Annotated in this window: 18 protein-coding genes; 17 read left to right on the top strand and 1 reads right to left on the bottom strand. The window is 62.3% G+C overall.

The features are described 5' to 3' along the window. The first annotated feature begins 46 nt into the window (after positions 1–46). The 9 genes from cbiE to BLU71_RS24965 all read left to right on the top strand — a co-directional run bounded on the left by cbiE (position 47) and on the right by BLU71_RS24965 (position 8,973). Positions 47–1,258, top strand: coding sequence for a precorrin-6y C5,15-methyltransferase (decarboxylating) subunit CbiE (cbiE, locus tag BLU71_RS25005; protein WP_083354107.1), 1,212 nt, complete (start codon positions 47–49; stop codon positions 1,256–1,258). Then, positions 1,251–2,348, top strand: a complete 1,098-nt coding sequence (locus BLU71_RS25000) for a cobalt-precorrin-5B (C(1))-methyltransferase (RefSeq protein WP_065615534.1) — start codon at positions 1,251–1,253, stop codon at positions 2,346–2,348. The genes cbiE and BLU71_RS25000 overlap by 8 nt, the downstream gene beginning before the upstream one ends. Next, a complete protein-coding gene (locus BLU71_RS24995) occupies positions 2,345–3,073 on the top strand; it encodes a cobalt-precorrin-6A reductase (protein WP_065615533.1) in 729 nt (242 codons plus the stop codon). Before BLU71_RS25000 ends, BLU71_RS24995 begins: the two co-directional genes overlap by 4 nt. A gap of 344 nt (positions 3,074–3,417) precedes the next feature. Continuing rightward, entirely contained in the window at positions 3,418–3,708 is a 291-nt protein-coding gene (locus tag BLU71_RS24990; protein ID WP_083354106.1) for an addiction module antidote protein, read from the top strand. Between the two features lie 97 nt (positions 3,709–3,805). After that, on the top strand, positions 3,806–4,204 hold the full coding sequence (locus tag BLU71_RS24985) for a DUF2946 domain-containing protein (RefSeq protein ID WP_083354105.1): 399 nt from the start codon (positions 3,806–3,808) through the stop codon (positions 4,202–4,204). 48 nt (positions 4,205–4,252) lie between these two features. After that, positions 4,253–4,732: a copper chaperone PCu(A)C gene (locus tag BLU71_RS24980; RefSeq protein WP_064363013.1), complete on the top strand. Its 480-nt coding sequence runs from the start codon at positions 4,253–4,255 to the stop codon at positions 4,730–4,732. Positions 4,733–4,753: 21 nt separating this feature from the next. Continuing rightward, the gene (locus tag BLU71_RS24975; protein WP_064363014.1) at positions 4,754–5,200 is read left to right on the top strand and encodes a DUF2946 domain-containing protein; all 447 of its coding nucleotides are present in this window, start codon (positions 4,754–4,756) and stop codon (positions 5,198–5,200) included. An 84-nt stretch (positions 5,201–5,284) separates the two neighbouring features. Then, positions 5,285–7,405, top strand: a complete 2,121-nt coding sequence (locus BLU71_RS24970) for a TonB-dependent copper receptor (protein ID WP_083354104.1) — start codon at positions 5,285–5,287, stop codon at positions 7,403–7,405. A 194-nt stretch (positions 7,406–7,599) separates the two neighbouring features. Then, positions 7,600–8,973 (top strand): PepSY-associated TM helix domain-containing protein, encoded by a 1,374-nt coding sequence (locus tag BLU71_RS24965; protein WP_064363018.1) that lies wholly within the window; start codon positions 7,600–7,602, stop codon positions 8,971–8,973. A 46-nt stretch (positions 8,974–9,019) separates the two neighbouring features. Here BLU71_RS24965 and BLU71_RS24960 read toward each other — a convergent pair whose 3' ends face one another. Further along, the gene (locus BLU71_RS24960; RefSeq protein ID WP_159244993.1) at positions 9,020–13,825 is read right to left on the bottom strand and encodes a DUF4329 domain-containing protein; all 4,806 of its coding nucleotides are present in this window, start codon (positions 13,823–13,825) and stop codon (positions 9,020–9,022) included. A 307-nt stretch (positions 13,826–14,132) separates the two neighbouring features. Between BLU71_RS24960 and urtA the strand changes: the two genes are divergently transcribed. The 8 genes from urtA (at position 14,133) to BLU71_RS24920 (ending at position 21,776) form a co-directional block, all read left to right on the top strand. Further along, entirely contained in the window at positions 14,133–15,398 is a 1,266-nt protein-coding gene (gene urtA / locus BLU71_RS24955) for an urea ABC transporter substrate-binding protein (RefSeq protein WP_064363020.1), read from the top strand. Positions 15,399–15,612: 214 nt separating this feature from the next. Beyond that, positions 15,613–17,115 carry an urea ABC transporter permease subunit UrtB gene (urtB, locus tag BLU71_RS24950; protein ID WP_083354102.1) on the top strand — a complete coding sequence of 501 codons (1,503 nt, stop codon included), beginning with the start codon at positions 15,613–15,615 and terminating at the stop codon, positions 17,113–17,115. Continuing rightward, a complete protein-coding gene (gene urtC, locus BLU71_RS24945; RefSeq protein WP_064363024.1) occupies positions 17,115–18,194 on the top strand; it encodes an urea ABC transporter permease subunit UrtC in 1,080 nt (359 codons plus the stop codon). The genes urtB and urtC overlap by 1 nt, the downstream gene beginning before the upstream one ends. Beyond that, positions 18,191–19,060 (top strand): urea ABC transporter ATP-binding protein UrtD, encoded by an 870-nt coding sequence (urtD, locus tag BLU71_RS24940; RefSeq protein ID WP_039756989.1) that lies wholly within the window; start codon positions 18,191–18,193, stop codon positions 19,058–19,060. Before urtC ends, urtD begins: the two co-directional genes overlap by 4 nt. Positions 19,061–19,193: 133 nt before the next feature. Beyond that, the gene (urtE, locus tag BLU71_RS24935) at positions 19,194–19,892 is read left to right on the top strand and encodes an urea ABC transporter ATP-binding subunit UrtE (protein WP_083354101.1); all 699 of its coding nucleotides are present in this window, start codon (positions 19,194–19,196) and stop codon (positions 19,890–19,892) included. Between the two features lie 44 nt (positions 19,893–19,936). After that, positions 19,937–20,776 carry an urease accessory protein UreD gene (locus BLU71_RS24930; protein ID WP_083354100.1) on the top strand — a complete coding sequence of 280 codons (840 nt, stop codon included), beginning with the start codon at positions 19,937–19,939 and terminating at the stop codon, positions 20,774–20,776. Positions 20,777–20,930: 154 nt separating this feature from the next. After that, positions 20,931–21,233: an urease subunit gamma gene (gene ureA / locus BLU71_RS24925; protein WP_042608931.1), complete on the top strand. Its 303-nt coding sequence runs from the start codon at positions 20,931–20,933 to the stop codon at positions 21,231–21,233. 9 nt (positions 21,234–21,242) lie between these two features. Beyond that, positions 21,243–21,776 (top strand): GNAT family N-acetyltransferase, encoded by a 534-nt coding sequence (locus BLU71_RS24920; protein WP_042608932.1) that lies wholly within the window; start codon positions 21,243–21,245, stop codon positions 21,774–21,776. Positions 21,777–21,778: the final 2 nt, after the last annotated feature.

Here is a 21,778-nt window from a genome sequence, read left to right as displayed (position 1 = left end):
GCATGAAAAGTCTGCCCGTCGGAACGGCACGTTTAGAGGAATATAGATGTCACCCTGGCTGACGATCGTGGGAATTGGTGAGGACGGCTTCAAGGGCCTGGGCAAGAACGCCCGGCGTGCCCTGATGGGCGCTTCGCGGACCGTCGGCGGCCAGCGGCAACTGGATTTGCTGCCGCCGTGCATTGGCGGCGAGCGGCAGTCGTGGCCCAGCCCGTTTTCTCTCGCGCTGGTGCTTGAGTCCCGTGGCGAGCCCGTTTGCGTGCTGGCCAGCGGCGATCCGATGTTCTACGGCGTCGGTGCCAGTCTGGCGCGTCTGGTGCCGAGCGCCGAGATGTCGATCATTCCCGCGCCTTCGTCGTGCGCATTGGCGGCGGCGCGCTTGGGCTGGCCGCTGCAGGAGGTGACGGTTGTGTCGCTGGTGGCGCGGCCGCTGGCGGCGCTCAATGCGCACCTGTTCAGCGGCGTGCGTCTGTTGTTGCTGAGCAATGACGGCAGCAGCCCCGCCGCCGTCGCGCAACTGCTGCGCGAGCGCGGTTTCGGCGCCAGTCGCCTGAGTGTGCTGGAGCATTTGGGTGGCGAGGCCGAGCGGTGCATCGACCGCCGCGCCAGTGAATGGGACAACCCGCCCGTTGCCGATCTCAACGTCATCGCTATCGAGTGCCTGGCCGAGCCCGGTGTTGCCGGCCTGTCGCGGCTCGCCGGTTTGCCCGATTCGGCATTCCGCCACGACGGCCAGTTGACCAAGCGCGACGTGCGCGCCATCACCCTCGCCCGTCTGGCACCGACGCCCGGCGAACTGCTCTGGGATGTCGGCGCCGGCAGCGGCTCGATCGGTATCGAATGGATGCGCGCCCATCCGAGCTGTCGCGCCATCGCGGTTGAGGCCGACGCGGGCCGTCAGCAATTGATCGAACACAACCGCGATGCGCTGGGCGTGCCCGGCCTGCATCTGATTCGCGGCAAGGCACCGCAAGCGCTGCATGGCCTTGAACGACCGGACGCTGTTTTCATCGGCGGCGGCGTCACCCGTGAAGGCGTGGTCGAAGCCTGCTGGGAACAACTCAAGCCCGGCGGCCGTCTGGTCGCCAACGCCGTGACGCTGCAAAGCGAAGTCGCCCTGATGCACTGGCGCGAACGTTACGGCGGCGAGCTGACGCGCATTCAAGTCGCTCAGGCGCAGCCGCTCGGCGAGTTCGACACCTGGCGTCAGGCACTGCCGATCACCCTGCTGGAATTGGTCAAACCCCTCGATGCGTGACGAAACCGCCGAACAACCCGCGCCCCTGCGCAGTGGCCTCACCACCGGCAGCTGCGCCACCGCGACCAGCCTCGCCGCGGCGCGCCTGTTGCTCACCGGCGTCGGCGCCGACGCAGTGCAGATCACCTTGCCCAAGGGCAAACAGGTACAGATGCGTCTGGAGTTCTGCCGCCTGAGCGAGAACGGCGCCGAGGCCGGCACGATCAAGGACGCTGGCGACGACCCCGATGTGACCCACGGTGCTTTGCTCTATTCACGAGTGCGCTTGCTGGACGAAGCGGGGATCCGTTTCAATGCCGGCGCCGGGGTCGGCACGGTGACCCGCCCAGGACTGGTACTGGCTGTCGGCGAGCCGGCGATCAATCCGGTGCCGCGCAAAATGATCAGCGATCACCTGACCCTGCTCGCCGCCGAAACCGATTATCACGGCGGCTTCGAGGTCACCGTCAATGTCGAGGGCGGTGAGGCACTGGCGCTGAAAACCATGAATCCGCGGCTGGGCATTCTTGGCGGCCTGTCGATCCTCGGCACCAGCGGCATCGTCCGGCCATTTTCCTGCGCTGCCTACATCGCCTCGATTCATCAAGGCATCGACGTGGCGAAAACCAACGGTTACCTGCACATCGCCGCCTGCACCGGCAACGCCAGCGAAGACACCATGCGCCGGGTCTACAACCTGCCGGAAATCGCCCTGATCGAAATGGGCGACTTCGTCGGCGCGGTGCTCAAGCATCTGCGCAAGGTGCCGGTGAATAAACTCAGCCTGTGCGGCGGCTTCGGCAAGATCAGCAAACTGGCCGCCGGGCATATGGATCTGCACTCACGGCATTCGAGCATCGACTTGCCGCAACTGGCTGACTGGGCGGCGGCGATTGGCGCGGACGCGGCGTTGCAGCAAGGCATTCGTGCGGCCAACACCAGCCAACAGGCATTGGCCATGGCCAGTGCCGCGGGGATCGCTTTGGGTGATGAAGTTTGTCGCCACGCGCTGAATTTCGCCCGCAGCGTGGTGCCTGCGCAGGTGCAGGTCGAGGTGTTTGCGATCGATCGCCAGGGCGGGATCGTCGGGCACGCCGGAGGTTTTGCATGAAGCGGATCTTGCTGCTCGGTGGTGTGACTGAAGCGCTGGCGATTGCCCGCACGCTCGGGCCAGAACATATCTACAGCCTCGCCGGTGTTGGCCGGGTGCCGAGCGACTTGAGCTGCCAGGTTCGGGTCGGCGGTTATGGCGGCGCTGAGGGACTGACGCAGTTCATCGCTGATGAAAGTGTCGATCTGCTGCTAGACGCTACGCACCCGTACGCCGCACAAATCAGCGCTAACGCCGCCCACGCGGCACAGCTCGCCGGCATTCCCTGCTGGGCCCTACGGCGCCCAGCATGGCAGCCGCAAGCAGGCGATGACTGGCGCGAGGTGAGTGACTGGCCCGAGCTGATCACAGCCCTAGAACCCTTCCACCGCCCGCTGTTCACCCTCGGCCGCGAACCACTGCAACACCTCGACGAAATCCCCGCCCACCAGTTCTGGACCCTGCGCGCCCTCGACGTCTACCCTGGCAACGAACGCTGCGAAGTGATCGGTGCGCGGGGGCCGTTTCTGCTGGAGGATGAGCGCGCACTGTTCGAACGGCGGCAGATCGATGTGTTGATCAGCAAGAACAGCGGCAGCACCGCGACCGAGCCGAAGCTGGAAGTGGCGCGTGAGCGTGGGGTGCCGGTGCTGGTGTTGAAGCGGCCGGAGTTGCCGGGGGTTGATCGGGAGTTTGCCTCGGTCGACGCAATCCTCATGGCCCTCGCGACCGTTAACCTTATCTAAAAAACAGGCGCAGTTTTCACACACACGCCTTCGCGGGCAAGTCGAATCGTCGCACCGCAGTTCCCACTGGGTTCGCGGGCTGAACAGGCTATGTGGTCGCCACCGAACAGTGTGGGAGCGAGCCTGCTCGCGAAGACGTCGGCAAAGTTTGCACATCATTGCCTGACCCACCGCTTTCGCGAGCAGGCTCGCTCCCACAATGTCACGGGCTCGGCCGGATATCTGACTTGAATCCTACAAACGCACCGGACACTGCCCACAACAACTTAACGAATCACTGACTATCGGCCGTCAGCGTCCACCTCTACGCTCAACGTCTTTGATTCCAAGGGCGTACACATCCAATGACCGAAGAATTCGCCCGTTTTGACGCCGCCGAGTACCTCAAAACTCCCGAGGACATGGCGGCATATCTAGTTGCCTGTTTTGACGATGATGAAGGCGACGGCGTCCTTATCCGTGCAGCACTCAATGACATCGCCCGGGCTCAAGGCATGACACAAGTGGCGCGGGATGCAGGTTTGGGCCGCGAAAGTCTTTATAAAGCGCTGAGCAGCACTGGCAATCCCGAATTCGCAACTATCATGAAAGTCATGAAGGCTCTGGGTTTGAGATTGCATGCCGTAACGCTGTGAACGCACTGCGACACCAGACCGCACGACGCTTTTTTACTTATCGGCCCTGATCAGGCTAAATAGCCGCGCCTGATCGCCCACCCAACGGACCTGTCCCATGAACCGACGCCGGTTAGCATTTGCCTGGATCGCCTGCTTTGCAGTGCTGTTCAACATGCTCGCCATGCCGCTGAGCGGGGCGATGGCGCAGGCGGGCGGCGAACCCGCCGAGCAGATCCTCTGGAGCAGTTTCTGCACCGGCAGCGGCATGAAGATGGTGGCGATCGACATCGGCGCTACAGATCAAAAGGCCCCGCAAAACGATAGCCATTCGAACATGCAGCATTGCTGGTGCTGCTCAGGTTCAGCGCCATTGCTGGCGCTGCCGGGGCATTCGCCGCAGTTGTATTTCGCGCGATTCGAAAGTAACCGCAGCGTTGCGCCCGTCGCCCTGCAAGCCCCCGCTCCGCGCCAGCAATGGCCGAGTCTCAATCCCCGTGCATCCCCTCTGGTCTGATTTGTTCGCGCCATAAATCCGCGTTTCAAATCGTTCTGGAGAACTGCCATGTTGAAGAAACTCTTCGTCCTCGCTGCGCTGCTTTTGCCGGCGTGCTTCGCCCATGCCCACGAATACAAGGCCGGTGCGCTGGAAATCGCCCATCCGTGGTCACAGGAGCTGCCGCCGAATGCGCCGACCGTTGCCGCCTATTTCATCATTCACAACACCGGCAAAAGCGCCGATCGCCTGCTCAGCGTCGACTCGAAGATTGCCGCCGAAGCACAACTGCACGAGCACGTGATGCAGGGCGACCTGATGAAAATGCAGCAGGTTCCAGGCGTGGATATTCCACCTGGCGGCACCGTGACGTTTGCGCCGATGGCTTACCACGTCATGTTGCTCAACCTGAGCGATCGCAGCCTGCTCAGCGATGGCAAGCGCTTCCCGATGACCCTGCATTTCGAGAAGGCCGGCGATGTCACGGTCGATGTCGCCGTGCAGAAGAAACCGCCGGAATCCACCCAGGCCCACGTGCACGCTCAGTAACCGACCCGGCTGACTCCGCCCATGCGTCCTTTGCGCGCCAGGCCCGCCCCGCACCACCGTCAGACTCAAGCGCTGACGCGTGGCAGCTGGATCGCCCTGTTCGCCATGTTGATGATCTTCATCGGCCCACTGATTTCTCAGTCGATGCCGATGGATCAGCACGCCTCGACATCGATGCCAATGAGCATGGACATGTCGATGGACATGCCCGGCATGGACCACCGCAGCCATGACGCCAAGCCCTCGGTAGAGCACTGCCCGCCGCAATCCTCGCATCACGTGCTGTGGGAAAAGTGCGGTTACTGCAGCCTGCTGTTCAATTGCCCGGCGCTGACCGGCGGTGGCGATTTCATCGCTTTCAACATCCCGCCACCCAATACCTTCACCCCACCCTCCCCGCGTTTGGGCCACGCCCGCCAACCCTTCTTCCCCGGCGCCCGCACCCGCGCCCCGCCCGTCGCGACGTAAACACGCACCTCTGATTGCACACGGTTGAGAAGACAGTTTCAGGCTGTCGGCCGTGGTGTTTACGACTGTTCGATGGAAATTGTCATGTCCAGGTTTACTGCTGTTCCCTGCGCGGAATCCGCCCGCGCGCCTTTTACCCTGAACCGATCGCGGATGCGGTTCGGGCACGCCAGCGCCGTCCTCTGCGGCGTATTGCTGACACCGCTGGCCCAGGCCGATGAGCATGCCGGCCACCCGCAAGAACTGAGTCCGACGGTGATTACTGCCCTCGCCCCCAGCTCACCACTGACGATCGTCACCGATCCCAAGGACCCGCGCCAACCGGTGCCGGCCAGTGACGGCGGTGACTATCTGAAGACCATTCCCGGCTTCGCCCTGGTGCGCAATGGCGGCACCAACGGCGATCCGGTGCTGCGCGGGATGTTCGGCTCGCGGCTGAACATCCTCACCAACGGCAGCATGATGCTCGGCGCCTGCCCGGGCCGAATGGATGCGCCGACTTCGTACATATCGCCGGAAACCTACGACAAACTCACGGTAATCAAAGGCCCGCAAACCGTGCTCTGGGGCCCCGGCGCGTCGGCTGGCACGGTGCTGTTCGAACGCGAACCGGAGCGTTTCGGCGAACTCGGCACGCGGGTGAACGCCAGCGTGCTGGCCGGCTCCCACGGTCGTTTCGACAAGGTGATCGACGCCGCTGCCGGTGGTGCGTTGGGCTACATGCGGGTGATCGGTAACACCGCGCATTCCGACGATTACCGCGACGGCAACAACGACGTCGTCGCCTCGCGCTACGACAAATGGAACGGTGATATCGCGCTGGGCTGGACGCCGGATGCCGACACCCTGATCGAGCTCACCGCCGGCAAGGGCGATGGCGAGGCGCGTTATGCCGGGCGTGGCATGGACGGCTCGCAGTTCCTGCGCGAAAGCCTTGGCCTGCGCTTTGAGAAATCCGATATCACCGATGTGCTGGAAAAACTCGAGGCGCAGGTCTACTACAACTACGCCGACCATGTAATGGACAACTACACCCTGCGCACACCGTCCGGCACCGGGATGATGGCCGGCCCCATGGCGTCCAACGTCGACCGGCGCACCCTCGGCGCGCGGATCAAGGCGACCTGGCGTTGGGCGGATATTCAGCTGATCACCGGGCTGGATGCGCAGACCAATGAGCACCGCGAGCGCAGTGCGATGGGCGTCGATACCTACAAGGATCTGCCGTACAGCAAGGACGCAGACTTCCACAATTACGGCGTGTTCAGCGAAATGACCTGGTACGCCGCCGAGCGTGATCGCCTGATCAGTGGCGCGCGGGTCGATCGCGCTTCGGCCAGGGATTATCGCCAGACCACCGGGTCGGGGATGATGTCGCGGCCCAACCCGACCGCTGACGACACCCGCGCCGATACGCTGCCCAGCGGCTTCGTGCGCTATGAGCACGACTTGGCTGACAGCCCGACCACGCTTTACGCAGGCCTCGGCCACGCGCAACGCTTCCCGGATTACTGGGAACTGTTTTCGCCAGACGCCGGCCCGGCGGGTTCGGTCAATGCCTTCGATTCGATCAAACCGGAAAAAACCACCCAGCTGGATTTCGGCGTCAATTACAAAGGCGCCGACCTCGAAGCCTGGGCCTCGGGTTACATCGGTGTGGTCCGCGATTACATCCTTTTCGACTACACGCCGGGAATGATGGGTATGAGCACTTCGCGGGCCGAGAACATCGACGCGCGGATCATGGGCGGCGAACTCGGCGCCGCCTACAACCTCAGCGAACACTGGAAGGCCGACGCAACGCTGGCCTACGCCTGGGGCAAGAACAGCAGCGACGGCTCGGCGCTCCCGCAAATGCCACCGCTGGACGCGCGTTTCGGCCTGACCTACAGCGAAGACAACTGGAGTGCCGGGGCGCTGTGGCGGGTGGTCGCCGCGCAGCACCGCATCGACGCAAACAAGGGCAACGTAGTCGGCAAGGACTACGACCAGAGCTCGGGCTTCGGTGTGTTCTCGCTCAACGGCGCGTACCGCATCAACAAGCACTGGAAGGTCAGCAGCGGCGTCGACAACCTGTTCGGCAAGGCTTATGCCGAGCACTTGAACCTGGCCGGCAACGCCGGGTTCGGCTACCCGGCCAATGACCCGCAGGCAATTAATGAACCGGGGCGAACGCTCTGGACCAAAGTGGATATGAGTTTCTGACACGCCACGAGAAATTCCTGGTGTGAACACTGCCCTGTGGCGAGGGAGCTTGCTCCCGCTGGGGCGCGTAGCGGCCCTCTCTTGATTTGCAGAGCCTGGGCCTGCTTCGCAGGCCAGCGGGAGCAAGCTCCCTCGCCACGAACAGGCAGTCCAGACAAATAACGAAAAGAACCAAGCCCAGCGGAGCACACGTGATGCAAAAGCCTCAACCCAATTTCTACAACCTGGCCTGGCGCTGGCATTTCTATGCCGGCCTGTTCGTCGCGCCCTTCATGGTGATGCTGGCCCTGACCGGGATCATCTATCTGTTCAAACCGCAGCTCGACGCGCTGATGTACAGCAGCCTGCTCGAAGTCCCGGCCGGTCACCACACGGTCCCCGCCGATGACTTGCTGCAACGGGTGAAAAACGCTTATCCGCAAGGCCAGGTCACCCAGTACCTGCCGCCGGTGAATGCCGAACGCAGCGCGCAATTCGTGGTGAAAAATGCCGGGCACGAACTCAACGTGTTCGTCGATCCGTATCACGGCGACATCCTCGGCGAGCAGGACGCCAAGCAGAATCTGCAAGCCATCGCCCGGGCGATCCATGGCGAATTGATGATCGGCACCGTCGGTGATCGGCTGATCGAAATGGCCGCTGGCTGGGGCGTGGTGCTCGTGGTGTCGGGCCTGTTTCTGTGGTGGCCGCGTGGTCAGGCGGCGGGCATTCTGTGGCCGCGCCTGAGCAGCCGCGGTCGGGTGTTGTGGCGTGATCTGCATGCGGTCAGCGGTTTCTGGGGCGCGACGTTGCTGCTGGTGATGCTGCTCAGCGGTATGACCTGGACCGGTTTCTGGGGCAAGCAGTACGCGCAGGTGTGGAACGTGTTTCCGGCCGCGATGTGGAACAACGTGCCAACCTCCGACATCGAGGCGCGCAGCCTCAACAGCGCCACTCGCCAGACCGTGCCATGGGCGATGGAAAACACGCCGATGCCCATGTCCGGCGACCACGCCGAACACATGAACCACGGCAACGCCCACGCCGGCCCCGCGGCTCCCGCGATCAGTCTGCAGGAGGTGCAGAACATCGCCAGCGAGCGCAAGGTCGAACCCGGCTACAGCATCACCCTGCCAACCACCGCCACCGGCGTGTTCACCATCGCCGTGTTCGCCGACGACCCGCGCAACGACGCCACCCTGCACGTCGATCAGTACACCGGCAAGGTCCTCGCCGATGTGCGCTTCGAACACTACGGCACGGTTGCTCGCGCGACCGAAATCGGCGTGATGCTCCACGAAGGCAAGATGTTCGGCACCTTCAATCAGATCGTCGTGCTGCTGATCTGCCTGATGATCCTGCTCAGCGCCGTCAGCGGTGTGGTGATCTGGTGGAAGCGTCGCCCCGAAGGCAAGTTCGGCGTACCGCCGCTGCGTCATGACCTGCCGAAGTGGAAAACCGGCGTGGCGATCATGCTGGTGCTGGCGGTGGTGTTTCCGCTGGTCGGCGCCTCGCTGGTGGTGGTGTGGTTGCTGGATCGTTTCCTGCTGCCGCGTTTGAGCCAGCGCACCGCCGGCCAGCCCCAGTGATCTCGCGGCGCGGGCTCAATGGCCCGCGCCCGACATGGCGTTCGATTTACAGCTCATCTCTGATCCGCACGGTGCCTCGAGCCGAGGGCTGTTGGCGACGGGTGCGCCAACCGCTGCCCAGGCGCCCGGTATGGCGCCAGTACTGGCCTGCCACCAACACCTGAAGCCCGCCCAGTTGCATGAGCCGCGAGACAAATTGCCCAGGCGTCAGGTGGCTGATCCATTGCCCGTTTTCATAAACGATTGACCGGGTCAGCAACAGATCCTGTTCGGCGTCCGAGTACACAGGCGTGTATTTGAGCAACTCATGGCCGGGCGTCGAGTAGTAATAGGCACGGATATCGAAACCCTGGTTTTTCAGTTCATGGGTGTGTGCGTGCACCTGCGCGGGATCGGCGAAATTATTGCGAATCTGTTCGCTGTCGACGACCAACAGGGTGTTGCCCGACAGGCTGAATTGGTGGCTGGCCACCACGGCGTATCCGTGAGGGAAGCGTGGCACCGGCCGACGCCAGTCGGTCGCCGGGTCTGCGCTGGTACGGTAGAGCCGCAGACGCAGGTTTTCCTCATTGCCGAACCAGGCAATCGGCTCCAGCGGCACAAAGCGCTGCCGCGTCTTTTCCGCAAGAATCGCCCCCTCATAACCGGTCCGGCTGAGCGTTTCCCTGTCAGTCCGATGCTGGGCATAGCGAGCGGCATCGTCGGGATGCTGAAAAATCGGCCCCAGTGCCGGAACCGGATGGTGTTGCCAGCGAAGCATGCGCGACGTATCGGCGAGACTTGGCTGCCAGCTTTCATCCACCCGCCCATGACGCGACCAGCAAGCACTGGTTTCAATCACATCAAGCTCACCGGCACGGGCCATGCGCCTGATGTAATCGACCATGCTGAACGTCCCCTTGGCGATGTCGCGCTCATCGTCTGCGGCCTGCTCCATCGAGACAAAGGCGTTGGGGCGCAACTGGATCTGCCCGAAGCCGTCGTAAAACGTGCCAGGCTCGAACGCGTGCAGTTGCAGCCTCAACATTGCACCGTCGGCGCAGGAGAAGTAGATCGGCCGGAAGCCCTGCGGCGTAGAGGCCCGTCTACAGGCCTGCTGGACATCGCCAGGCGAAAGCAGCACATGCCGGATATCCCCGGACTGCGCGGCCAATGGCGGCAGAGCGGCACGCACGTAGATGGAATCGAGCAGATAGCCTGAAGGCAGTCGCCCTTGCTCGAACACCCGGTCCAGCGCCAACGCCGAGCGTTGCGTCGTCAGCGGCAGACTGGCAAGAAACAGACCCTCGGCCGAGCGCAGAACGACACCAAAGGTCTGCGCATCCCGGCTCACCGCCAGCTCATGCACGTATCGGGCGGCTGCCTCCGCCTGAAGGAACAACGGGCTGCACACCGACTCAGTGACGGCTTTGCTGTAATCCGACCCGGCCTGCAGATCGGTCGAGAACGGCACCCAGCGCGATACTTGCCGAGGCAGGCCCCACAGGTCACTGCCGGTGACGACTTGCAAATAGCCTGTTCTGGCCAGCGAGTCGATCCAGGCAATCGGTTTCAATGCGCCGCTGTAGAGGCGCTGCTTGATGACCTCGCCGTTCAACGAGTCGGGCAGCGTATTGTTTGCGGTCAGCGCAATCGACAGATCGGCGCGCAAGCGCTCCCACAGTCCCGGCTGATAGCGAATCGTCGCTCCGTCCGGCGCGAACAGGTATTCATCGTGCACCGGCTTGCGCGTAAAAGCCGAATACAACGTATCGACCGAGAGCATGTTCAGATAAATCCGTTTTTCCATGGACGAGAAGGCGACCGACAGTTCCCGTGCAACTCTGGAACGGTAACGCGCAACGATCCGACAGCCTTCCGGAAACAGTCCGGCGGAGCGGCTTTCATCGGCGATGATCTGCGTGCTGTCGAAATTTTCCCGGGTGACTTCCACTGGCGTCGTGGCGACGTACAGGCCGTCGAGCCTTTCCAGAATCAGCCCCCCCCAGATTTTTTCCGTAACCTCCGGCACAAGCGATCGGGCGTGAACTGCCGCATCATCGGCACTGCGAAAAACCGGGCCGAGGGCGCGCCGCTCAAGATTTGCAAAGGGCTGCCAGGTTTTCCTGACGATGCCCGGACGGTCCCAGCACAGGCTGGTTCGCAGCACGCTCAGTTGGCCACTCTCGGCCACGACATGGACCAGATCCGACGGTAGCAACCGTTGCGCAGCAAGATCGTCCTTGAGCGATTCGAGCGTCTGTTGCGAGCTCTCGTCATGGAACAACTTGCCGGAACTGCTGCGCACATATTTCAGCAGGGCATCGTCGCCTGTCGCGATGAACAGTGTCTTGTGCAGGCCAGAGGTGATGACCGGGCGCCGGGGCGACAAGTACATCGCCACGGCGAGGGTATCGGGTGAAACAAAAAAATGCCCAAGCCAGTCCGCAGGATCACGCGAAGGATCCTCGACACGCCGGTGCGAATAAAAACCGGCATGCAGATCGAAGCCATCCGGGTATTCATGCCAGGGGGGCGTTGTTCGGGAGCCAAACACCGACGCCAGGCGAAACAGGTTGTCGCCTGAGTCATTGACGGGAATCAGTTCGGTGCCGATGTACTCTTCCCGATCGTTGTGCTTGAGGATAAAACCGAACCACGCTCGGTTTTCGGTGTGCAAGCGCCGGTCAGCAGCGCACTGACTCACGGCCACATCGTCCGCCGAAGCGAAAACCGCACCGAAGAGCACCCTCTCAGGGCGTTTCCATGGCATCACCGTAGCGGCGGGCAGAGGGGTTGCCGGCGACGGATACGGCGGCAAAGAAGGTTGCGGCAATGACGGCGCCGGCAGCGTGGTCTGCGGCCTCTCGGGCTCGGCGGGGACAGCCGGGAAAGCCACCGGCAGGTAACCGTCGGGCTTGATCTGACCGCGATAGCCCCACATTGGATGGTCGATCAGATTGACCAATTGTCCCGCCTGCGCCTGTTCGCGGACAAAATCCTGCGGCCGCTTGCTGCCTCTTTCCAGCTCATTGGCCAACCGGCCCGGCTGCTGGCGAGTGCCGAGGCGTTTGGCCAGGTCGTTGGCCTGCGCGGTTGCCGATGGCTCGAATCTGATCAGGCTATTGCCGGCACCGGAACAGTACACAATCGCGCCATCGAGCAAGGTCTGGCGCATTTCATCGACACTCAGCATCTGCTGACTCAGCACCGCTTCTTCCCATGTCCAGCGCAAATAGCGGACATGCACCGGATCAAGTTGCGACAGCGCCACGTGACAGACATAACGCGCATATAACCGGTGGTCGTCCGGAAATACCGGGCGACCCTGATTGTCCTGCGGATAAAGCCGCCCCTGGCTCAGCCTGTCGATGTCCGCAGGCAACGGCTCGGTCACGACAAAGCGTTGATCGCTGCGCTGGAAAACATAACCGCCGTGCTGCCGATCGCGACGGCTGCCGAGCTGTTCATGGGCATGCAGCGCGGCGTCGTCAGCGCGCAGGAAATCCCGACTCAGCACCGGCCAGGGGAAGTTGGCGAACGGCAGCCACTGCAGACTCACTGGGCCCAGGTTCGCCCAGAGCGCGCTGCCCCGCACCACCTCCAGCCTGCCGGCCAATACCAGCATCGAGACGAACTCACGCGGACTCAGCGTGCCGGCCAGCAACCTGGCCTGCACGCCGTTATCGCTGACCGTGGCGTCGGCGTTCACGACGCTCAATGCCGCCTCGATCGGCTGGTCGCTGAAGCAGTACCTCAACATCGAATGATCCTGCGCGCGCATGTACAGCGACAGCGCCCCCCCAACCTTTGCCAGGTGTTTGCTGCGACCGAAGGCTTCGATGCCGATGGCGATTTCCTGCGGGGTGAAAAAGTTCTCGTATAGCCACGGTTGCGCGGCTGGAAACTGCGCAGGGTCGGGGCGTGATGCGAAGTAAAAGCCCTCCAGCAGATAGCCCCGCGGCAGTTGCAATTGCCCTTGGGCATCCGCGGGAAAGATCTGCTCGGGATCCCACGCAGCGAGCCCGGCCGGGCGTGCATGGGTCGCGACATATTCTTCCCCGGTGATTTTTTTCAGCAGTAGCCCGGCGGTTTGCGCGCCGGTGGATTTCAATGCGGCGAGCACTGCGCGCTCGGCGTTGACACAGACCCGGGTCATCAGCGGTGGCTCGCTCGGGGTACCCGTGGAAAACCCCTGACCCGGTTGCCAGTCCAGCGGCACCACGCCCACTGAATCGCCCCAGTCGGCATTGGAAACGATGACCTTCAGTTCACCGACCGAGGCAAGCCGGATGATGGTATCGATGATGTTGATCGCCCATGATTTCTGCCCAGAGCGTGATTGCTCGCCATATGACCGATAACTGTCGAGCTCCGCTTGTGAACCACTGGGCGAATATTTCAGCAAGGTCCCATCGGGGCCGGAAATATAGGTACCGGGAAACTCGGCGCGCAGATCGATGGCCGTCTTGAAATCCTTGAGCGAGAAAAAGTTGACGAAGAGTCGCCGACGCCTTTCGTCCAGTTCCGGCCAGGCGGCACTGACAACGTCGTAGAGAGCCACATGACTGTGAAGGTGGGCAACGAACCGGTACCCCGAGGGCGCTTGCCAATATCCGGAGATGCCCAGATCGAGCACAGTGCTGAGATCGAAAGAAGTGGCATCCCCGGGCGTGGGTGCAGTGGCCACGAACTTGCCGTCCGGGCGCCGCAGAATCACGCTGCCATATTCCCGGTCCGGTTTACGCGGTAGACGTGTGTGGACCCAATAGGCCGCGTCCTCCTCAGACAGGAACGCCGGACTCAGCGGCGGCAGCCTGGATTTTCCAGTGTGGGTGGCAGCAAGACCGGGCCGGCCTGGGACGTCATTCATGATAAAAATCCTGCGAAAAGAAATCGGGATATCGATCGAATGAGTGTCGGCCGTCGGTTCGCCCGTGCTGTGGTACATGTTTATCGTTTCTGTATCTGCATTCGAGCGCCGCGCGCGCCCCAATCTGGCGCACCCCTGCGCACCACCGCCCGCAACCCGTCCCCTCGTGGTGCACGCCTTCAGCGCGCAAGCGCTCTAGCACGACATTTTCCTGCCTGATCCCGACCGGGCACAGCCCTTGCAAAACACCCTTCAGTCGTCCGCATCTGCCAATCAAAAAAAATCGAATGTTCATGGAGATCGCACAATGAAGCGTCGCAGTTTGATCAAGGCTTTCACACTCACGGCATCCATTGCCGCGATGGGCATGACCTGGACCGTCCAGGCCGCCGAGACCATCAAGGTCGGGATTCTGCATTCGTTGTCCGGGACCATGGCGATCTCCGAAACGTCGCTCAAGGACATGGCGCTGATGACCATCGACGAGATCAACGCCAAGGGCGGTGTGAACGGCAAGATGCTCGAGCCGGTGGTGGTCGACCCTGCTTCCAACTGGCCGCTGTTCGCCGAAAAAGGCCGGCAGTTGCTGACCCAGGACAAAGTCGCGGTGGTGTTCGGCTGCTGGACGTCGGTGTCGCGTAAATCGGTATTGCCGGTGTTTGAAGAGCTCAACGGCCTGCTGTTCTACCCGGTGCAATACGAGGGTGAAGAGATGTCGCCGAACGTGTTCTACACCGGCGCCGCGCCGAACCAGCAAGCGATCCCGGCGGTGGAATACCTGATGAGCGAAGAAGGCGGCAGCGCCAAGCGCTACTTCCTGCTCGGCACCGACTACGTCTATCCGCGCACCACCAACAAGATCCTGCGCTCGTTCCTGCACTCCAAAGGCGTGGCCGACAAGGACATCGAAGAGGTCTACACGCCGTTCGGTCACAGCGATTACCAGACCATCGTCGCCAACATCAAAAAATTCTCGGCCGGGGGCAAGACTGCCGTCATCTCCACCGTCAACGGCGACTCCAACGTGCCGTTCTATAAAGAGCTGGCCAACCAGGGCCTGAAGGCTACCGATGTGCCGGTGGTAGCGTTCTCGGTAGGTGAGGAAGAGCTGCGCGGCATCGACACCAAACCGCTGGTGGGCAACCTTGCGGCGTGGAACTACTTCGAATCCGTGGAGAACCCACAGAACCAGAAATTCGTCGCGGACTGGAAAGCCTATGCGAAGAAACACAACCTGCCGGGCGCCGACAAAGCGGTGACCAACGACCCGATGGAAGCCACCTACGTCGGCATCCACATGTGGGCGCAGGCGGTCGAGAAAGCCAAGTCCACCGACGTCGACAAGGTTCGCGAAGCGCTGGCCGGGCAGACCTTCGCCGCGCCATCGGGCTACACCCTGACCATGGACAAGACCAACCACCACCTGCACAAACCGGTGATGATCGGCGAGATCCAGAGCGACGGTCAGTTCAACGTCGTGTGGCAGACCGAAGGCCCGATCCGCGCACAACCGTGGAGCCCGTTCATTCAGGGCAACGACAAGAAGCCGGATTATGCGGTGAAGAGCAACTGAGGCGAATTCAACCTTTGAGGCGGGCTTGAGATTCCCCCTCACCCCAGCCCTCTCCCTCAGGGAGAGGGGGAAAGGGAGCCGATCTTCATGCTCTTCAAAGCTTGAGCTTGACTCGAATTCGCAGGTCGCAGCACATCGTCCAGACACCTCGGTCAGTCCCCTCTCCCTCCGGGAGAGGGTTAGGGTGAGGGGGCGGTTGAACAGGACACCACTAATGCCCACTGCCATACACCGCGTACTGCTCGCCATCGCACTGTTGCTGCCACTCCTGGCCCACGCCGGCGACGCCGAAGACTTCGTCGCGGCCAACCCGATGCAACAGGCCAGGCTCCTGGAAACCTGGGCCGCGCAGCCCGATCCGGCGCGTATCGAGTTGCTCAATGCCCTGCAACAAGGTGCGCTGACCATCGACGGCCAAAGCAAGACCCTGCGCCTGAACAATCGCCTGCGGGGTCTGATCGACACCGCTATGGCCAGCCATCAACTGCTCGCCGCTGACGGCAAAATCCGTCTGGCTGCCGCGCAGCAATTGCAGAAAAGCGCGAAACCCGCGCAGCTGAAATTCCTCGACCAGCAACTGGCTGGCGAAAAAGATGAACGTGTCCACGCCGCCCTGAGCCTGGCGCTGGCCAATCTGCAACTGGTCGATGCGGATCCGGCGGTGCGCCTCGCCGCTGTGCGCCTGCTCGGCGAAACCGGTGATCCGCTGGCGCGCACACGCCTTGAAGGCTTGCTCGAACCCGGCGTGGAAAGCGATGCCGGCGTACGTACCGCCGCCGAAACCAGCCTCGCTCAGGTCAAGCGCAAATTGCTGATCGGCGAAATGCTCGGCCAGGCGTTCAGCGGCATGTCGCTGGGCTCGATTCTGCTGCTCGCCGCCCTCGGTCTGGCCATCACCTTCGGCCTGCTCGGCGTGATCAACATGGCCCACGGCGAGATGCTGATGCTCGGCGCCTACTCGACCTACGTGGTGCAACTGATGTTCCAGCGTTACGCGCCGCAGGCCATCGAGTTCTATCCGCTGATTGCGCTGCCGGTGGCGTTCTTCGTCACCGCGGCCATCGGCATGGCGCTGGAGCGCACGGTCATCCGTCATCTCTACGGTCGGCCGCTGGAAACCCTGCTGGCGACTTGGGGCATCAGCCTGATGCTGATTCAACTGGTGCGTCTGGTATTCGGCGCACAGAACGTTGAAGTAGCGAACCCGGCATGGCTGTCCGGCGGCATTCAAGTGCTGCCCAATCTGGTGCTGCCGTACAACCGCATCGTCATCATTGCTTTCGCATTGTTCGTTGTAGTACTGACCTGGCTGCTGCTGAACAAAACCCGGCTCGGCCTCAACGTCCGTGCCGTCACCCAGAACCGCAACATGGCCGCCTGCTGCGGGGTGGCGACCGGGCGCGTCGACATGCTCGCCTTCGGCCTCGGATCGGGCATTGCCGGATTGGGCGGCGTGGCGCTGAGCCAGATCGGCAACGTCGGCCCGGATCTGGGCCAGAGCTACATCATCGACTCGTTCCTGGTGGTGGTGCTCGGCGGCGTCGGTCAGTTGGCCGGTAGCGTGCTCGCTGCGTTTGGCTTAGGCATCGCCAACAAGATTCTCGAACCGCAGATCGGTGCGGTGCTCGGCAAGATCCTCATCCTCGCGCTGATCATTCTGTTCATCCAGAAACGTCCGCAAGGTCTCTTCGCACTGAAAGGACGGGTGATCGACTGATGAACCAGCCTCTGTTAGTCACGGCTACACAAAAGGCCGGGCCGAAAGCCACGCTCGCGGTCGGTGGTGTGATCCTTGCGCTGCTGATCGTACTGCCGCTGCTGTCATTGCTCGCGCCGGACAATGCCCTGCACGTCTCGGCCTACACGCTGACCCTGGTCGGCAAAATTCTCTGCTACGCCATCGTCGCCCTCGCGCTGGACCTGGTCTGGGGTTACGCCGGCCTGCTGTCGCTGGGCCACGGTCTGTTCTTCGCCCTCGGCGGTTATGCGATGGGCATGTACCTGATGCGTCAGGCGGCCGGCGATGGCTTGCCAGCGTTCATGACCTTCCTGTCGTGGAGCGAATTGCCGTGGTACTGGACCGGCACCAGCAGCTTCCTCTGGGCCATGTGTCTGGTGGTGCTAGCGCCGGGGTTGCTGGCGCTGGTGTTCGGTTTCTTCGCCTTCCGCTCGCGGATCAAGGGCGTGTATTTCTCGATCATGACCCAGGCCCTGACCTTCGCCGGCATGCTCCTGTTTTTCCGCAACGAGACCGGGTTTGGCGGCAACAACGGTTTCACAAACTTCCGCACGATTCTCGGTTTCGGCATCACCGAGCCGGGCACCCGCGCGGTGCTGTTTCTGGCTACGGTGTTGTTGCTGGTGGCGAGTCTGTTCATTGGCTGGCGCCTGGCACAGAGCAAGTTCGGACGGGTATTGACCGCCCTGCGCGATGCGGAAAACCGCCTGATGTTCTGCGGCTACGACCCGCGCGGTTTCAAGTTGTTTGTCTGGGTGCTGAGTGCGGTGTTGTGCGGTCTGGCCGGTGCGCTGTATGTGCCGCAAGTAGGCATCATCAATCCGAGCGAAATGTCACCGACCAACTCCATCGAAGCGGCGGTCTGGGTTGCTCTCGGCGGGCGCGGCACCTTGATCGGCCCGCTGCTCGGCGCCGGCGTGGTCAATGGCATGAAGAGCTGGTTCACCGTGGCCTTCCCGGAATACTGGCTGTTCTTCCTCGGCGCGCTGTTCATCGTCGTGACGTTGTACCTGCCCAAAGGCGTGATCGGTCTGCTGAAGAAACGAGGTGAACAATGAGAGTCACAGCGAGTGCGGAATTCATGCTGGAACCTGCGTTCTTTCCCGTGGAACCGAACAAGGACGAAGGCACCAGTCGCGACTCGATCGGCCTCGGCCAGCGCGTCGGCCCCGGCCTCGATACGCGCCATGGCACGATCCTGACCCTGGAAGACATCAGCGTCAGCTTCGACGGCTTCCGTGCGCTGAACAATCTCAACCTGTATATCGGCGTCGGTGAACTGCGCTGCATCATCGGCCCCAATGGCGCCGGCAAGACCACGCTGATGGACGTGATTACCGGCAAGACCCGGCCCAGCCACGGCAAGGCCTGGTTCGGTGAAACGCTGGATCTGACGCAGATGAGCGAAGTGCAGATCGCCCAGTCCGGCATCGGCCGCAAGTTTCAGAAGCCAACGGTATTCGAGGCCTTGAGCGTGTTTGAAAACCTTGAGTTGGCGCAGAAGACCGACAAGTCGGTGTGGGCCAGTTTGCGTGCGCGTTTGAGCGGCGAGCAGAAGGACCGCATCAGCGAAGTGCTGGAGACGATTCGCCTGACCACCTCGGTCAATCGCCAGGCCGGGCTGTTGTCCCACGGGCAGAAGCAGTTCCTCGAGATTGGCATGTTGCTGATGCAGGACCCGCAACTGCTCCTGCTCGACGAACCCGTGGCGGGCATGACCGACGCCGAAACCGAGTTCACTGCTGAATTGTTCAAGTCGCTGGCGGGCAAGCACTCGTTGATGGTGGTCGAGCACGACATGGGTTTTGTCGGCTCGATTGCCGACCACGTGACGGTGCTGCATCAGGGCAGCGTTTTGGCTGAGGGATCGCTGGAACAGGTGCAGGCCGATGAGCGAGTAATTGAGGTTTATCTCGGCCGCTGAACTGCAAACGCTTTCCAAACTGTAGGAGTGAGCCTGCTCGCGATAGCGGTGTATCAGATACATAGACGTTGACTGACACTCCGCTATCGCGAGCAGGCTCACTCCTACAAGGGGACTCAAGGAGATTCTGGACATGCTGCAAGTCGACAAGCTGCATCAGTATTACGGCGGTAGCCACATCCTGCGCGGGCTGAGCTTTGACGTGAAAGTCGGCGAAGTCACCTGCCTGCTCGGGCGTAACGGCGTCGGCAAGACCACCCTGCTCAAATGCCTGATGGGCCTGCTGCCGGCCAAGGAAGGCGCGGTGAACTGGGAAGGCAAATCGATCACCACGTTCAAGCCGCATCAGCGCGTGCATGCCGGTATCGCCTACGTACCGCAGGGCCGTGAGATCTTCGGACGGCTGACGGTAGAAGAGAATCTGTTGATGGGTCTGTCGCGCTTTCCCGGCAGCGAGGCCAAAGAAGTCCCAGGTTTCATCTACGAACTGTTCCCGGTGCTGCTACAAATGAAGCAGCGGCGTGGCGGCGATCTGTCCGGCGGTCAGCAACAACAACTGGCGATCGGCCGAGCGCTGGCCAGCCGTCCGCGACTGCTGATTCTCGATGAGCCCACGGAAGGCATACAGCCGTCGGTGATCAAGGAAATCGGCGCGGTGATCAAACAGCTCGCGGCGCGCGGTGACATGGCGATTCTGCTGGTCGAGCAGTTCTACGACTTTGCCGCAGAACTGGCCGATCAATACCTGGTGATGTCCCGGGGCGAGATCGTTCAGCAGGGTCGCGGTGAGAATATGGAGGCCGAGGGTGTACGCGGGCTGGTCACAATCTAATGCGGCGGTCTAATCTGTAGCTTCCTAACGATAATCACAACACCATGAATTCAATTGTTGCACCTGCCCTGTTTACCCCCAGCTGGCACGCCGAGCTGGAACTGGCCTACGCGCGTTTCGGCGACTGCACGCGCCCGGTCATGCGCCGCCACCTCGGCCCGCTGCGGGTGCAAAAGCATCTGTACGCGGAAGGCCCCGAAGTCTGCCAGCACATCATCGTCCATCCGCCGGGCGGGATCGCTGGCGGCGATCGGCTGGATATCAGCGCCCGCGTCGAACCCGACGCCTGGGCACAGATCACCAGCCCCGGCGCCGCCAAATGGTATCGCGCGGGTGGGCCTGCGTATCAGCAGCTCGACTTGCAAGTTGCTGCCGGTGCGACCCTGGAATGGCTGCCGCAGGAAACCATCGTCTACAGCGCCGCGCAGGCCGAGTTGAGCACGACGATCGAACTCGAAGGCGATGCGCGACTGTTCTACTGGGACGTGGTGGCGCTGGGTCGTCCGGCCAGCGGCGAGCGTTTCGACCTCGGGCATTTTCAGGCGCACCTGGATATACGCCGTGACGGGCGGTTGCTCTGGCACGAACGACAGCGCATTGTCGGCAACGATGGTTTGCTCGACTCGCCAATCGGGCTGGATGGGCAACCGGTGTTCGCGACGATGCTGGTGACCGGTGAGATAGACGCCGAGCTGCTGGAGCGTTGCCGCTCGCTGGGGCATGAGGTGCGCGGGGATCTGACGCAATTGCCGGGACTGCTGGTGGCTCGTTGTCTGGCCAGTGAGGCGTTGCTAGCCCGCGCCTGGCTGATTGATTTGTGGCGACTGCTAAGGCCTGTGCTGCTGGGGCGCGAGGCTATGCCCCCCCGAATCTGGAACACCTGAAATGCATTGCCCTGTAGGAGCTGACGAGTGAAACGAGGCTGCGATCTTTTGATCTTGATCTTTAACAGCAAGATCAAAAGATCGCAGCCTTCGGCAGCTCCTACAGATCGCGATCGACCTGATCATTCTCAACTGCCGATATTGGATTCCAACAATGGACCTGACCCCACGCGAAAAAGACAAGCTGCTGATCTTCACCGCCGGCCTCGTCGCCGAGCGGCGGCTGGCCCGTGGCGTGAAACTCAATTACCCGGAAGCCATGGCCTACATCTCCGCCGCGCTGCTGGAGGGTGCCCGCGACGGCCAGACCGTGGCCGAGCTGATGCACTACGGCACCACCCTGCTCAGCCGCGAACAAGTGATGGAAGGCATCGCGGAAATGATCCCGGAAATCCAGGTCGAGGCGACGTTCCCCGACGGCACCAAACTGGTCACCGTTCACCAGCCGATCGTCTGAGGCCGCGCCATGACTTATGCGATTCGCGATGCAACCCGGGCAGACCTGCCGGCGATCCGCGACATCTATAACGACGCCGTGCTCAACACCACGGCGATCTGGAACGAACAAGCTGTCGACCTCGGCAACCGCGAGGCCTGGTTCGACGCCCGTCAGCTGCAGGCGTACCCGATTCTGGTGATCGTCGACAGCGAGAACGCAGTGCTGGGTTACGCCTCGTTCGGCGACTGGCGGCCGTTCGACGGTTTCCGTCACACCGTCGAGCATTCGGTGTACGTGCGCAGCGATCAGCGCGGCAACGGCCTCGGCCCGCAACTGATGAACACGTTGATCGAACGCGCCCGCACCTGCGACAAACACGTCATGGTTGCCGCCATCGAAAGCGGCAACGCCGCCTCGATCCGCCTGCACGAACGCGCCGGTTTCACCATCACCGGGCAGATGCCGCAAGTCGGCACCAAGTTCGGCCGCTGGCTCGACCTGACCTTCATGCAGTTGACCCTCAACCCCGGCGCACCGCCGCCGAATGTTCACAAGGAGTGATG

It is taken from the genome of Pseudomonas moraviensis, from assembly GCF_900105805.1.
Classification (GTDB): Bacteria; Pseudomonadota; Gammaproteobacteria; order Pseudomonadales; family Pseudomonadaceae; genus Aquipseudomonas; species Aquipseudomonas moraviensis_A.
The sequence above is the reverse complement of the archived record's forward strand: the minus strand, read 5'-3'. Positions and strand labels throughout refer to the sequence as shown.